Consider the following 16150-nt stretch of genomic DNA (forward strand, 5'->3'; position numbering starts at 1 on the left):
AACTTATAGCTTTCAATATTGGCTTACATCAATATTTTGTTTATGGTTAAAAAGCGGTAACTAACCGCTCTGTATCACCGTTGTTCAGTCGATTTTCTTAAACAATACATCGCCATTGATAGTAAATTCGTATGCCCATCCGGCTTCAACTTTACAAGTCCAGAAGGCCTCCTCTATAACAGCAGGCCCTACACCTGTAGCGCCAGGGGTTTGATCTTCAACATTAATAACCGGCAATTCCTGAGTGGAACCGTCGGCATTCATTAATTCACGAATAGCTCCAATACGTGGTTCATGTTGGTCAACATCGATTTTTTCAGGTAATTTGGCTCGGTTAACGGATTTAATCGCACGCATACCGGCAATGACTTCGTCAATATTGCTAATAGAGTTAGAAAGGGATGGTGAACTTAAATCAAGTTCAATTTCTTTTCCGTTTATGAGTAACCACGCTTGCAGTTCACATTCTTCAATGTCAAAGCCTTCAGAAAACATGTCGCGGCTTACACGAGTTTTCAACTGTGCCAGAACTTCGGTCAGTGATGCTGCATCATTGTTATCAAGTTTCAGTTCACTCATGTGAGCAATGTCACTAAAACCAATACCGTGTGCACTAAATACGGCAGATAAACGTGGTACTAATACATTCTTCATCCCCGCAGCATCGGCAACAGCAAGAGCACCCATTGGGCCTCCGCCACCAAAGGCAGATAATACGGTGTCATCGGTTAATTCAGTGTAATTGCTCAGGCCTGTGGCAATATCGCCAGCCCATGCTTTAAGCATGTCATGAATTGCTTGATTAACGGTGATACCCAAAGGCTCGGCAATATTTTCAGCGATAATGGCACGAGAACGGTCAGCATCGAGTTTCATCTCTCCACCGAAATAAGTTTCAGGATCTAATAAACCCATTAACAATAGGGCATCAGTAATCGTTGCTTCTTTACCACCCATACCAAAACAGGCTGGACCTGGTGCGCCACCAACAGAGTCTGGGCCAACGGTAATAGAACCGTCTTTTACGCGAAAGATTGAACCTCCACCAACTCCTATAGATTTGATGTCACATAATGGGAATGAACATTCAACCCCTTCAACTTCGCCGTGAGAAAAAGCTTTCACTACATCATCTTCAATTAAACCTATATCGGTTGTTGTACCACCAACATCGAAGGTTAGGAATTTGTTAAAGCCATAGTATTCGGCATAGGCTTTAGCTGAATCCATGCCCGCACGAGGGCCTGAAGAATAGGTTTTTAACGCAACCGTTTTGGCAACACGTCCGGCATATCCATCATTACGATAAATCAATAATGGGTTGGTCATTCTAAATTCACGCAATTTGTTATCGGCGTTAAATAGGAACTGCTCCATTGCCGGATGTAAGAAGGCGTTATTAATAGCAGTCCAAGTACGGCGCAATGCATTTTGGTCACTACTTAAGCTTCCTGCATATAATAAAGGCACCGCACCTAATAAGTGACGAGGGAATAATTTAAAGCTTAAGCTACGAAAACTAGCTTCTTTTTTAAGATAATCATCACCAGAAAAACTCACCACGATTCGGTTAGCGCCGTCTGAAGATAAACGGTTAATCGCTGCTGATAATGCATGAGAATATGCATCACCAGTTAAATTGTTATCAATTTGCTCTACACGATCGCCAACAAGGGCAGGGAACATTTCAGCTTCTTTATCTGTCGATAACAAATCTTCAAGCTTGGTTTTCTTATCGATAATAAGACCAAGGCGCGGGCCTTTTTTCATTACCAGTGCGTTGGTACCTTGTGTTGTTGAATAACGAATATGATCGGTGCTTTGCAATAGTGCAGCCAGATCATCTTCACCATATATAACGCCGGAAACCTTTTTTAAGCCTTCGTAGAAGCACTTGGACAGATCGTAAGGTGTAGTTATTGTTTTTGTATGGTAAGACTTATCGCCGTCAAGCACCCAAATATCGGTAAGGGTACCGCCGTTGTCTATGTTTATCAGTTTTCCCATATTATCGTTCTCTATTATTTTAGAATGGTTATTATTCATTCAGCTTATTAGAGTTTTTAATTGAGAGTACCTATCGAAAGTTAGGGATTGGCTAGGGATTAGCTCGAACTATCAAACAACTTGATTTTAATTCAGGTGAAACAAGGAGTTAGGTAGTGAAAATAAAGCGCCCAGAAGAGGGCGCTAGTGTTAAATCGCTTATCAGTTATTGAAAATGGTAACTGCCTCTTAACGTAAATGTTTGTCCTTGCGAATAAAGACCCATATGTGAACCGGCAAACAGTGGTATGTCTTGCGACCAGGTTTTAAATTGCTCATCACCAAGGTTTCGACCGATTAAAGCAATATCCCAATCTTGACTTTGTGGTCCAAATATTAGTGATAAATTAGTTAACACGTAACTGTCTTGTTCACTGATTGGATCTAAATCGGCTGCTGCATAGTAATTATCACGGTAATTTAAGTCGAGTACTGAACGCAGGTAGTAATTATCAAAGTTGAGTTCATGCTCAAGCGATAAACTCCCCGTCCATTCTGGAGTAAATGCATTCGGTTTTCCGGCTAAATCTTGCTCACATAAACCAAGTGCATTGAGCCTGACGCCAGGGGTAACATTACCCGCATCGGCTAGTGTCTTTTGATCAACTGTACATCCAGCTGTATCATAGTCATCAAATTCAAAGTTGTTATATGCTAAAGAGCCACGCAGGGTTAATGAATCGGTTAATAACCATCTTCCATCCATTTCAACCCCTGAAATATCAGCTTTAGCGGCATTTTCAACTTTAAATGCAGTAGCGCCAGTAAATATTGAAGCTTGCAAATCGTCATATTCCATTTGATAAATTGCAATATTCAACTCGGCGGCTCCATCATCAAGGCTTAATTTTGCACCAACCTCAATGGATTGTGCTTCTTCCTCATCAAATTCGACTTCATCAGGATCTGGGCGTTGGGTGAAACTGTTAAAACCACCGCTTTTATAACCAGTACTAATTGAGCCATACAGCATTGCATCATTTGTTGCTTGCCACTGGAGGTTTGCAGACCAACTCACGTTTTCTTCATTGCGCTCTAAATCTTCAAAAACATGTGGTGTCATTTCCGATAAAAAATGTCTAAATGCGTAAATTGGTGCAAATGGATCGGTAGGATCTGGGTAACTACAAGCCTGATCTACCGTACTTGAACCAAATTCTGAACATAACATTCCTTGTTCAGCTTCTTTCTTATCGTCAGAGTAACGTACACCTGCTGTCATTTTTACTGCTTCAGTTAAGGCATATGTACCTTGGAAAAATACCGCACTTGAGGTTGATTCTTGATCGAGAAAATTGACTCGTCCAAACTTACCAAGCATACCGTAAAGTGGATTTTGTAGTGCCAGTACACTTCCTAATGAATCTGGATCTGAACCATCAACGTTAAAATTAGAAACAGCATCGGCATACAAGTCTGCTTTTTCAAAATAAACACCGGCAACATAATTGAAATCTAAGCTTGCATCAGAAGCAATGCGAAGTTCAAAGCTAGATTGCTCAAAATCTTCAGTGTCGTTATACAATAAACCATCAAACAATGAGTAATCTGCATCAACAGAGCGATCAAATTCATAAGTAGAATAGCCTGCAATTGCGGTGATCACCGAGCCATTATCTAAATTATGTTCAATGGTTAATGCGATTTCATCAATATCGCCTTCAAACACATAGTTATTACCAACATCGATTTCAGGGGAGCTATTGCCATTTGGTGCTGAAAGGTTGCTCGTGTCAAGATCTGGTTCAACTGGAAAAGTAGGTGAGAACGCGGTCATTAAAAATTGTAAGCCAGGGGATAGTTGATCGTGTTCCATTGGCAGACCGGCCTTGTCCCAATCACCGTGCTCAACTTTAAAGCTAACCAGAGTATCTTCACTTGCATCCCACTCCAAGCTTAATCGTGATGCCCAATCTTCATTGGTTGTGCTTGAGGTGTCATAATATGAATTTTCAACCCAACCTTCATCAGATTCTCTAGCCAGAAATGCAACACGACCTCGTAGATTATCTGTTAGTGAACCGGATACAAAGCCTTGTACTTCATCTTGTTCGTATTCGAATTCGTGGCTTAGTGACACACTTGCTTCAAAATCTTCTGTGGGTTTTGCGGTAGTAATATTTAATGCACCACCTATGGTGTTTTTACCAAATAAAGTACCTTGCGGGCCACGCAATACTTCGACCAAACCAACGTCTAAAAATGAAAACTGCGATTGCACCCCACGGCCCCGATAAACGCCATCAACATAGGTGCCAATAGATTGCTCAAAGCCCGATTGGAATCCTGTTTGAATACCACGAATTGAGATAACTTCGGTACCACCTGATTTTGCTACTGAAAAATTAGGAATATACGATGATAAATCTTCCAGATTTGGGATAGCCGCTTCTTTTATTTTTTCACCGCCAATAGCCGATACTGACATTGGTACTTCTTGTAAGTTTTGTGACCGTTTTTGTGAGGTTACGATGATGTGTTCAAGTTGACGAGTTTGTGCAGCATCGTTGGCATTATTTGCTGCCAGGGTTGTAGCAGATATAGAACTAGCCGACGTCAGTACCGCCAATTGTATGGCAATTCTAAGCTTAGTTTTACGTATACTTCTCATATGTGTTTCCCTAAGTTTTATATTAATTATTGTTATATTTATAAAGTATGAATTTAACTATTTGTTTTATAGGTAAATTCATTTTTGATCGTTGTTTTTTCGACCAAACTTGACGTTAGTATGGGAAGGAAAATAATGCACCTAACTAAAGTTAGGGATTAGTGTTAATTATGAAAAATATTTAGACAGTATAGCATTCAAAAAATTACTCGGTTTACGCGGTGTTGTAAAAGGGTGAAATGAAAGGGTGAGGATTGGACAATCCCCACCTGATCTGTTGTTATGCTCTTATATATCTAGTCCATGAAGTGGTAGCTGAACTGAAACGTATAAGTGGCTGGTGCGGCAGTGCCAGATTGGTGAGAACCCGATAAAAGTGGCGTATCATTGTGGTAATAGAAGTACTCTTCGTCACTCAAGTTTCGACCGATGAAGGCTACGTCCCAATCACCATCTGGAGATACCAGTTTAATGGAAGCATCAACCAAAGTGAACGCATCAACTTTAGAGCTCTCATCTAAATCTGCCGCGGCATAAAATTCATCAGAATGACTAAAGTTAACCCGTGAGACTAGCTCAAATTCACCTAAGTTAGTTGCGTACTCTAGACCGAGCATTGCCGTAAATTCAGGCACATCCTGATTAGTTTTACCACTTAAGTCGTTACCGCCATCGGCGGAACAAGCAGCGCCATTAGCATAACTACCGTTTACGATTTGCATCGCAGTACAACCAGCGTTTTCATAGGAGTCGAATTCAAAATCTATGTAACCAAAATTAGAAAATAAGGTCCAGTCTTCTGTTAGATTCCATACAAGATCTAATTCTAATCCTTGCGATGTTGCCTCAGCGGCATTGGCAACTACAAAGGTTGTACCACCGGTAAACTGAGTGGTTTGCATATCGTCAAACTTAGTGTTGAACACTGCAACGTTTAATTTTGCACTGCCATCGAGTAATGAAAATTTACCACCAATTTCGTATGATGTTGCTTCTTCTTCTTCATACTCTGCAGCGGCGGGGTCAGCGGTCATTGCTAATGCATTGAAGCCACCTCCCTTAACACCTTCAGCATAACTTGCATAAAGGTTGGTATCTTCGTTAACCGTCCATGATAAGCTCGCTGAAGGGGTGAAATGACTTTCACTACGATTAAGAACATTTTGATGTGGCTGTGCTTCAAATACAGCTAAGCCCCAAAACATTTGTTCAAGTGGGTTTGATAACTGGTTGCCACTCGTTTGACCGTAGCCAGTACCGCCATAAAGATCGACTTCTTGTATGGCATCTTTTTCTTCATCTGCATATCGACCTGACAATTCAAGTTTTAAGTTATCTGTTAATCCAATGCCTACTTGAGCAAAAACGGCCCACATATCAGATTCTTGATCTAATTGATGAAAGCGACTCGTTAGGCCATATTCTGGGAATATATCAAGTGCACCACCTGTCATCCCTAAAATAGCACCATTAAAGGCGCCGCCAACAGCAGTACCTGGAGCCGTTGCCGCTTCGGTTACACCATTGGTCAACAAATCACTACTTTGATAATAAATTCCAGCAATATATTCAAAAGTATCACTGTCATTAGAAACAAAACGAGCTTCGAAACTTGTTTGTTCAAAATCTTCTCTATCGGTAAATTGCAATATTGGCAAAGGACCAAAGTCTGCATCAACGCTGCGCTCAAAGTCATAATCAGACTGCGCGGCCATTACGGTAAAAGTTCCAGCGCTTAACGCGTAATTTGCTTTTAATGCATATTCATCAAAATTAGTGTCCATGTAATAGGTGGTATCTTCATCATTGAAACCTAGGCCTGGGTAGTCCATATTTGAACCGCTGCCTTTATGATCAACAGCGCCGTCTTCGCCAAATGAAGCGATAACAGGTGCTAGCGGTCCGGTTAACTCGGTCATTTCCCAATAAATACCATTAGATTCTTGCTCTCCAGATTCAAGGCGAAAATTCACAACTAAAGCGTCAGTGGCTTGCCAGTCTAATATGCCTCGATATGATAAATCTTCGCTGGTAATACCGGTTTCATCTTTAACATGGTTTTCCATGTAGCCTTTATCGTTGTCTTTGTATTTAAACGCTAAACGAGCTTTTAAGCTGGCGTCATCATTAAGCGCGCCAGTGACAAAACCAGATGTTTCTATTTGTTCTGCTTCGGTTTCCCAACCTGTGGTAATTTTTGCTTCCAAGTCCTCTTTAGGTTGTGCCGGATTAATCGATAACACGCCACCAATAGTATTCTTGCCAAATAAAGCTCCTTGCGGACCACGTAAAACTTCAAGCGTTTCTACATCTAAAAAAGAATAGCGCGACTGTACGCCGCGTCCATGATAAACACCATCAACAAATATCCCGACAGATTGCTCACCACCAGATTGTAAATCTGAGTTAATACCTCGAATGGAAATGGTATCTTGAATGGCGTTGGCAGAAATACTGACATTAGGCAAAGATTTTGACATATCTTCCATATTATCAATTTTCATTTGCGCTAAAGTTTCACCACCGATAACAGAAACCGATGCGGGTACTTCATGCAGCGTTTTAGGTCGCTTACCACCTTTTACCAAGATAACTTCAATATCTTTATCGCTGTCTGCGGTTTGTTCTTGTGCATAAGATGAACTGGTATATGTGCTCGTTGCAAGCGCAAATGCTATCGCTATACCCAAAGGGTGGCGCTTTTTATTAATGCTACTACTCACTGATTTCCCCAAATTATTATTTTAAATTGCAATGTTAGATTTTTGCTTTTAGGTTTGTAAAAACCTACGTTAAGCTCAAGTTTTAAGCTTAGCTTTTAGGGTGTTTGATAATGTGCAACATCTCAATAACAAAAAAGAACGAACTGGTTAACAATCCCTAGCTAAAGTTAGGGTGGCTAACAATGCCGTGGGGTGTGGCGTGCATTTTATTCAAGTTTTCATAAAGGAAAATACTCCACGTTCTAACTAAAGTTAGCCGTGGATCTTGTTCTTAGAGGATTTACTATACTTTGTTGAACATTTAAAATGACTAGTTTTCTTCTATAAATTGCGCTCGATAAGCGCCAGGGGTAAAGTCAGTCCAGCCTTTGAAAGCTCTAACAAAGCTGCATGTTTCAGTAAAGCCAAGTTTTTCAGCAATGTCTGCCATCGTGTAATTTGGTTTGTACATCAAATAAATAGCACGGTCGCGACGCATAGCGTCTTTGATTTTTTGGTAGGTAACGCCTTCACTTTTTAATTTTTGACGTAAGGTTTTTGGTACCATATGAATTTCTTGCGAAACCCAATCAAAATTAGGAAAGTCTTGTCCTTGATACGATTCGATGATTCGTTTGATTTTGGTGGTATAGTTATCTTGCTCAACTGGGTTTAACAAAATATTCATTGGAATTACAGCCATGTAATCATCCAGTTCAAGATTGTTTTTTATGATTGGCAAATTTAAATGTTTAGCGCTAAAACGAATCGAAAGTTGCTCTGAATTAAATCTTTTTGGGCTTGATGAAAACAATAAAGCATACTCAGCCTGATGAAATGGGGGCGGGAAGTTGAACTCAACCATTTTAATTTCAATTGGTTTACCGGTAAGCCAACAGCTAAATCTATGCATCGCACATAATACAAACTCAGCTAGCATATGATGGATATCTAATTCGGGTTTATTCAAAACAACTTGTATTTCAAAATCGTCATTGTAAATAACCAAATTGATTTTATAACCATGTTCGATGTAATTGTAAAAACCGATGAGAAGCTGCAATGCCTCTCCCAGAACTTTAGAATTTATTGCAAGCTTACTACCATAATAAAAAGCGTCGTTAGGTAATGGTTTTTCAGAAAAGCCAAAACTTTCATCTTTAAGTATTTTCCATGTATAGCGGCTAAAGGCAACAAACACCTCATACAATACTCTGCTTGTAGAGGCGGTTAACATTTGCTGGGTAATATCAAACTTTTTAAGAAATTCATCTGCATTATGTCCATGCCTTTCAAGGCTTTTGACTAATGCATTTATATAATGGATAGAAACTGTTTTATTGTTCATATTTTTATTTAATCTGACAGATAACTAATTGCATAATCCTCAATATTAACCAATTCGATTCCGTATTACTAAGTTTGCCAAAATCCCTATTCAAAACAGCATACAACTGAACCTGATATTTTAACAAAACAGTTTTCAAAGACTGTAAGCGTTTAAATCGTTCCTACCTTGTTAGCATAGGTAACATTACAAGTGAGTCTTTGTTTATTTTTAATTGTGTTAATAAGATCATGTTTTTCCAATGTTATAATTTAATACAGTTTTAAATTACTCCTGAAACGACAATTAGCTACTCTTGAGCCGACATAGGTGGTAGGGCTGTTTTCATTACAAAGTTACTTAATTGTGGCAACTTGGTAATACAACAGTTATGGGGAGTAGTATAAGTATGGCTCTATAAAAAAGGGAGCGTAAGCTCCCTTGAATTAAATATTGAATGTTATTTTATCATTTTTATATCATACATAGGCCATGACCTATCGAAGTAAGCTTCGGTTGGACCATAAAGGCGAAAGTAGGTAAACCAGGTATCGCCGGCTTGGGTTTTTACCCAGTTAGCGCCTTTACCTTTTGGTTCTTCAGGACCAAAGAATATATCGATTGTGCCGTCGTCATTGGTAACCAGGCCTTTTGTAAAGGTGTTTACCGCATTTTGATGATCGCCATTTTGCAACATTGCGCGAGTCTCAAGGTTATACGTACTAACATCCCAAAAACGTGCTGCTGGTGCATCTGCAGCAATGGTGAACTTATAATTTTTACTACCATCGAACCAATCACCTGCACTGTCACGATATGAGGCGAGATAGGTAGAGCCTTTACCCGGATATTTTGCTTTCATCGCCGGCGATAATCCATACGCTTCCCAGGTCCAGTCAACACGTTCTTCAAATTGCTGAGTGTATTTTGTTCTGTGATTAGGGTTAAGAGTTAAAGGGTGAGACCAACGAGTGTCATCGCGATATTTTGATTCATCTGAACGTGGTGCAAAAGATGTAACCATCGCCATTTTTTCACCTACCAATGCCGCTTTCTGCAATATCTTTTGTTGACGTGCTGTTGGTGCAAATGGCTTGTCTTTTTCAATGCCAACCGCTTTAAGATGCGACATCATATAACGATCGACTTCTAACACATCTTCTAGTTGAATATATTCATGCAGTTGCTGCCAATAGGCCATACCTTCTGGTTGTGCCATAAAGTAAGTCTCGTCACCGTCTTTTGGCGAGAAAAACTCTGTTGCTACCGGGTTCGCACGTTCAGCAAAAGGATAAACATGCAAATTTTTGTGTATTTCAGTGTCTTGTTCAGGGTTTAATACTCTAAATCCCCAAAATACTAAATTGGTCGGCACTCTAACGATACGATATTCTTCAGTGCCTTTAGGAAGTTGTTGGTTGTCACGTATTAATAGTAGTTTTTCAGGTTTCGCTCCTGCTGGAGTAATAAGCCCAACATCGGTAACATATTTCATTTGTGAATCGTGGATCACTCCAACTGTTTTGCCGCCAGGATATTCAATAACCAAAGGACCTGTTTCGGCTAAATTAGGCATATTGAAAACATAACGAACTATCGTGTTAGGCGTTAGCATACCGTCAATGCCTACATCTTTATATTGTGTCAAAGCATCGGTATTTTTAACACTGCCAAAATGATGATTCATTTTTAATTGGCCGTATACTGCCATTTGCGGCACCGACCATAAATAGGCCTGTACTGCACGTTGATAATCCATTTCATCATAAACAGTATCTATTGAATTTTTGGTTGGAAATCCTTTTGCATCAACTGTGATTTCTGCACCGAAATCAATTCGCGTTTCGGTAGTATCATTTGCCAAGGCTAATGAAGGAACACTTAGTGCCAATATCAGGCTCGTTGTTAGCATACATTTTTTCATGGGGTGGTCTCCGTAATCAAATACATTAGAGTTAAAAAGTTATGCAGCTATAGTAATGTAAACTTTTGAACCCGTATAATGAATAACTTACAGAGTTACTATGCGTTTAACGCATATTTGTATTTGTTAGTACAGAAGAACTTACGCTGGTAGAGTTTTACAATAAGCCGTTATTGAACATTGCTTAACAAAGGCTTTAATATTGCTGTAATTTCACTTGTTAACCATTTATACAGTGGATTTTGTTGGTGCCTTGCATGATAAAAAATTGTTAGTTTAAGCTTTGGCATATTGGCAACTTCAAAGTTTAATGGTTGTAATTGTTCTGGAAAGCAATGATAACAAAGTTTAGAGCCTGGAAATATTACGTCACTATTGCTCACTAAGTTGATCATAGCATCGAGTTGGGTGGTACGGTAAAGAACGTCCATTTCAATTTTATCTTGTTGTAATAATCGCTCTACAACAGAATGAGTCATATTTAAGTCAGGGATAGAATAGATCGCAAGTGGAAATTCACTTAGCATTTCTTTACTAACTTTTTTGCCCGAAAGAGGGTGGTCTTTTCGTGTAAGTAGTGTAAAGCTATCGATACCGATTTCCCTTTGCAAAAGTTGTTTTGGCATATCTATCATATCTAAATGAATACCAATGTTAACTTCTCCTTTGAGCAGTTGCTCACGAGTGCTACTGGACCAGTTATCTAATTCGAACTGTAAGTTTGGCGCTTGCTTGCCGAGTATTCCTGGTAATTGTGAGCTAAGGGCAGTTAATGCAGTTGCTACACCAGAAATTTTTATACTTCCTTTTAAATTTGCCGGGTTAAACTCTTGTTGATTGAGATATATTTTTTCAAGTTGCTCTAACAAAATGGGTAATTCAATCGCTAAGCTGTCAGCTCTTGCTGTTGGTAATAACCCATTGCGTGTACCGATAAATAGTTGATCATTAAAATCACCCCTTAGTCTTTGCAGTATACGACTAACCGCAGACTGGCTTAAATTTAGTACCTCAGCTGCCCGGCTAGTATTTTGTGTTTGATATAACACCATAAAACTGCGTAGCAAATTCAGATCTGCTTTATTAAAACTGCTGTTTGCCATATTTAAACTGTCTTGATTGGTTTATTCATATATAGGGTTTAGAAAGTATGAATGTTATTTATGGATCTACAAGGCCACTAACCAAACAATTCTTGTTTTCAAATCGAAGTATCAGATCTAGCTTGAACTAATACAAATTAGCCTAGCAAGGGTGTGCTAGGCTAAATGTTGGTTTATATTTCAACTGGTTCTAGTGAACTTTAACTAAATCGTTTAATTTCCACTCTCCGTATGCAGCCGCTGTTGGACCATAGAAACGGAAATATAAGAAGTATTCACGTCCCGCTGTAGTAGGTACCCAGTTGCCTTCTTTTCCTTTAGGCGCTTTAGCACCAAAGTAAATCGTGGTTGTACCGTCAGCATTGGTTTTTAATTGACCTGATGCTGAATCGACACCACCTTTAGGTTGATTGTCAAACCAAGTTGCATCATCGTTTGAGTAGGCGGTAACAGACCAAAACCTTTTTGCTGGTACATCTTTTGGTACGGTTAAAACATAATCATTGCTACCATTTAAACGAACAGCATCTTTGTCGCGTGAAGATTTTAAGTAATACGTAGCTTTACCTAGCTTTTTCATAGCAGAGTAGAAAAAGTTATAACCTGCACCTCGAGAGTTATACGATAAATAGTTAGGGAAATTCCAAGTCAAAGTCGTCATGTGAGTATTACCTTCATCAGGAACGGCGTTAGACCAATTTGTCCCTTCATAAGCTATGCTTGCTGATTCATCTAAGTACTCATTAATCATGTACATATGTGCATCTTTAGCCGCTTCATTGAGTGCATTTTGTTGCGCTTTAGTGATATTGAATTCTACACCTTTTTCAATACCTAGCTCACGCAGCATACCCAGCGCAACTTTATCACGCTCTTCAAGCTTTTCTTCTTGTAGTACTTTATGCAAATCTACAAAGTAACTCGCATCAAATTTTGGCAAAGCATCAATATGTTTACCTGCAACATCAATGTATTTCGTTTTAGCTGGTTTACCTGCTTCACTTAATGGATAAATTTTGATTTGCTTCACTAACTCAATCATCGTTGCCATTGTCTCAGGCTTGAAATTTTTCACAACTGGTCGAATCAACGAATAGCCATTGTAAGTTTTTTGCTGAATAGGAATATATCCAGCAGGATAAGAGCCGTCATAGTTTGGTGGTAACATTACGTATTTACCGCCATATCCACCATCAAAACCTGTAGGACCAAAATCTTCAGTAGGACGTTGCCAAGCATCAAGAAATGCACCAACTAATGGAATGCCTTTATACGTTGCCGGAATTTCAATCACAACAGGACCTTCACTAACATTCCAAAAGGTATATACGTAAGGCACGGTATTATTGTTAGTGGTAAATTGCTCAGTCCATGTTTGTACACTTGAGTGATAAGCGACATCATTAAAGCCAACTCCTGCATTCGCCATGCCTTCTCTCATCGCTATCATATTCATTAATGGCATTGACCAAATCATCGATTCAATGGCTCGGTGATGGTCAATACGTTGATCTAAAGATAAGTTATTAACATAACTTTTTGCCGCAGGAACAGTAACGGGTACATCCGCTACAGCAGGTAAAGCAATTGTACAAGCAACTAGCATACTAAGTAAAAATTTTTTCATCATTAAATTCCTAAATTAAATAATACGGTTTAGATCTTGTTTTACTCATTTGCTGGTTAGTATAAGGATTAAATAATCAATCAATGTACATTTGAAGATTGGACGGCTTAAATTTTAATGCCTAAACTCTTTAAATGTACATCACAAAACAAGCAATAAAACCATTAACACCCTGTTTTAAATAAGATAGAAGGCAAACGATGAAATATGTATTACCTAGTATTTTTTTACATCCGCTAAAATCTTTATGCATTGAACGCTATGTCGACCCGAGCAGGATTTTAGCGCAATGTAATTTACCTTTGTCTGCTTTGCACGATACTGAAATGTTAATCGATCACTATGCGTTTAGCGCGACTTTAAACACGGCTGCTAACGTGATGAATGAACCTTTATTAGGCTTTTATGTGGGAAAACAAATACAAATAGCTGGTGTTGGATTTATTGGAACACTGATGACCCATCAAACTATGTTAATGAATGTGTACCCGTTGCTTAATTATTTATTTAATGCACAAGAGCGAGGAACGCGGCATAAATTAAATATTTCAGGGAAGATTGCCAGTCATTATATTGAATTTCTGATTGAGGATAAGGTCGACTGTCATCAACTTGCACAACTAGCCCTTGCCGGGCAGCATAATATTTTTAAGCGTATAGTAGGCGAACAATGGCAGCCTACTAGAGTCACGTTTACCTCAAGTAAGAGAATTGATGTTGCGCAAATGCAAAATTATTTTAATTGTCCAGTACTGTTTAATCAAAAGTACGATGCTATTGAATTTCCCGCCCAAATCTTACATCAAAAACTTGAACCATCATTACCAATCAACAAAAGTTCGAAACTGAAATTTGCCAAATTATTGCATGAATTTGAAGATGTAGCGGGGTTAGTCAGTACATTTATTGAATCTTTTTTAGCTCAAGGTTATCAAGATAGAATCAATGTGGCGAAATCACTGGGTGTACACCCGCGAGTATTACAAAGTTGTTTACATGAACGGGGGGTAACCTATAGAGGTCTGGTTAATAGAGTGAGGCAGAAACTAGCATTTGAGTTGTTAGCTAAAACTAATTTACCGATCACGGCCATTGCCTTACAGCTTGGTTATAATACTGCATCACCATTTATTAGGGCTTTTAAGCAGCAGCAAGGCATTACTCCCGACCGTTGGCGACATGCTAACCTATTGAATTAATGAGTGTTACATATAACAAAAAAAACCGCGAACCAAAAAAGAACGCGGTTGATGTTATCAGCTCATATTTAGATTAGTTCTTTTCGATATCTGGCAATATCCACTCACCCTTAACCACTGATTGTTCAGGAGAATAGAAACGAAAATACGGGAACCACGAACGACCAGCTTCAGTTTGTATCCAGTTACTTTCCATACCTTTTGGTGCTTTAGGACCAAAATATAAATCAATAGAACCATCTTTGTTTACTTTCAGATCATGGCGCGATGATAGGTCGGCTTTTTCAGTGCTATTTTGGATGATTGTTCGAGTATTGGTTTCATAAACCGTGATTGACCAGAATGTTTTTGCTGGTGGCTTTGATGGTAAATGTAACTTGTAGTTTTCGGCGCCATCAATCCAATCACCATCTGTGTCTTTGTAAGTAGTTAAATATACCTGACCCCAACCGCCATTGGTCATGCCTTGCATTGAAACATCATTACCTACCGCTTCATAAAACCAGGCAGCACGTCCATCGAGGGCATCATAATTTTCAAAACGCTGGTCTGAAGGTGAAGTTGTTGCAACTTCCCATTGAGAGTCATCTGCATAATGACCTAATGGCAGACGATCTGTACCTGCAAAATCTATTGCTTTTACCATAGATTCACCAACGAATGCTGCTTCAGTCAATATTTTGGCTTGTTGTGGCGTTGGATTAAATGCTTTACCTTTTTCAATACCAAGTGGCTTTAACATAGCCATCATTAAACGGTCACGTTCATGAATTGGACCATTAACATTGATTGCATCAGATAAGCGCTTAAAATATTCAATACCGCGAGGGTGTGCCGCCATATATTTACGCTCTGCGGTTTCAACATAACCACGTGGTTGCGGGTTTTCAAGTTCTGAGTATGGATATATTTTGATATTTTCAAGAACCGTCTTGCGAGTGTTCGCATTTGTAGACATTAAACGCAAGCCAACAAAACCGGTATTGGTATCAAAATTAACAACTTCATAGCCTTCGGTATTTTCAGGCATTTTAGATTCAGGACCTACCATCAAATATTTACCCGGTTTGGTTATTACAGCTAGGCCTAGTTGCCACATATTACTCATTTGGCCACGTACATCACCTTCAGGAATTTCAACAATCCATGGGTCTTGTTCCATATGAACAAATGCTAAAACATAAGGCGTTGTAGTGTTGTAGGTCAATCCGCCTAATTTATCACGGTAGGTTTCGTGCAGGACTATTTGACCATTCTTAGCACCTAAATCATTAGTAAATGTATGTTGCCATTGAGCAAAAGAAACATAAGGAATAGACCAAATATACGCTTGGGTTGCACGTTGGAAATCCATTTCATTAAAAAGTGTTTCAACGGTTTTATCTGTTGGGTAGCCAGTTTCAAATGTATTGGTAAAGCTTAAATCGCCAATACGAGTCTTATGTGTTTCTTCGGCAATAACCGGTGATGAGGCAATCAAGGTTGCAATAGCGAGGCCGATCAAATTCTGTATTAGTTTCATTATAAACTCCAACAATTATAAACTTTAAAATATTGACAGATATGTCAGTTGTTGGGAATAAGTTTACGGGGTAAAATCAAATGAATTTA

At 39.0% G+C, this 16150-nt stretch carries 9 protein-coding genes; 1 reads left to right on the forward strand and 8 read right to left on the reverse strand.

All coding sequences use genetic code 11. The annotated features are described in order from the left end of the window. Nucleotides 1-84 precede the first annotated feature (84 nt). The 7 genes from RGQ13_RS09420 to RGQ13_RS09450 all read right to left on the reverse strand — a co-directional run bounded on the left by RGQ13_RS09420 (nucleotide 85) and on the right by RGQ13_RS09450 (nucleotide 13343). A complete protein-coding gene (locus RGQ13_RS09420) occupies nucleotides 85-2046 on the reverse strand; it encodes a hydantoinase/oxoprolinase family protein (RefSeq protein ID WP_348393297.1) in 1962 nt (653 codons plus the stop codon). 166 nt (nucleotides 2047-2212) lie between these two features. Further along, nucleotides 2213-4657 (reverse strand): TonB-dependent receptor, encoded by a 2445-nt coding sequence (locus RGQ13_RS09425; protein WP_348393298.1) that lies wholly within the window; start codon nucleotides 4655-4657, stop codon nucleotides 2213-2215. Between the two features lie 296 nt (nucleotides 4658-4953). Further along, nucleotides 4954-7380 (reverse strand): TonB-dependent receptor, encoded by a 2427-nt coding sequence (locus RGQ13_RS09430; protein WP_348393299.1) that lies wholly within the window; start codon nucleotides 7378-7380, stop codon nucleotides 4954-4956. Between the two features lie 310 nt (nucleotides 7381-7690). Further along, entirely contained in the window at nucleotides 7691-8707 is a 1017-nt protein-coding gene (locus RGQ13_RS09435) for an AraC family transcriptional regulator (protein ID WP_348393300.1), read from the reverse strand. Nucleotides 8708-9146: 439 nt separating this feature from the next. Beyond that, entirely contained in the window at nucleotides 9147-10610 is a 1464-nt protein-coding gene (locus tag RGQ13_RS09440) for a DUF1214 domain-containing protein (protein WP_348393301.1), read from the reverse strand. Nucleotides 10611-10780: 170 nt separating this feature from the next. Then, nucleotides 10781-11713 carry a LysR family transcriptional regulator gene (locus RGQ13_RS09445; RefSeq protein ID WP_348393302.1) on the reverse strand — a complete coding sequence of 311 codons (933 nt, stop codon included), beginning with the start codon at nucleotides 11711-11713 and terminating at the stop codon, nucleotides 10781-10783. 190 nt (nucleotides 11714-11903) lie between these two features. Beyond that, nucleotides 11904-13343 (reverse strand): DUF1254 domain-containing protein, encoded by a 1440-nt coding sequence (locus RGQ13_RS09450; protein WP_348393303.1) that lies wholly within the window; start codon nucleotides 13341-13343, stop codon nucleotides 11904-11906. A 197-nt stretch (nucleotides 13344-13540) separates the two neighbouring features. Here RGQ13_RS09450 and RGQ13_RS09455 point away from each other — a divergent pair, with 197 nt between their 5' ends. Beyond that, nucleotides 13541-14539, forward strand: coding sequence for an AraC family transcriptional regulator (locus RGQ13_RS09455; RefSeq protein WP_348393304.1), 999 nt, complete (start codon nucleotides 13541-13543; stop codon nucleotides 14537-14539). A 73-nt stretch (nucleotides 14540-14612) separates the two neighbouring features. On the opposite strand, the gene RGQ13_RS09460 is transcribed toward RGQ13_RS09455, so the two are convergent. Beyond that, nucleotides 14613-16061: a DUF1254 domain-containing protein gene (locus RGQ13_RS09460; protein ID WP_348393305.1), complete on the reverse strand. Its 1449-nt coding sequence runs from the start codon at nucleotides 16059-16061 to the stop codon at nucleotides 14613-14615. Between the last annotated feature and the right edge of the window lie 89 nt (nucleotides 16062-16150).

Source organism: Thalassotalea psychrophila (assembly GCF_031583595.1).
Classification (GTDB): domain Bacteria; phylum Pseudomonadota; class Gammaproteobacteria; order Enterobacterales; family Alteromonadaceae; genus Thalassotalea_A; species Thalassotalea_A psychrophila.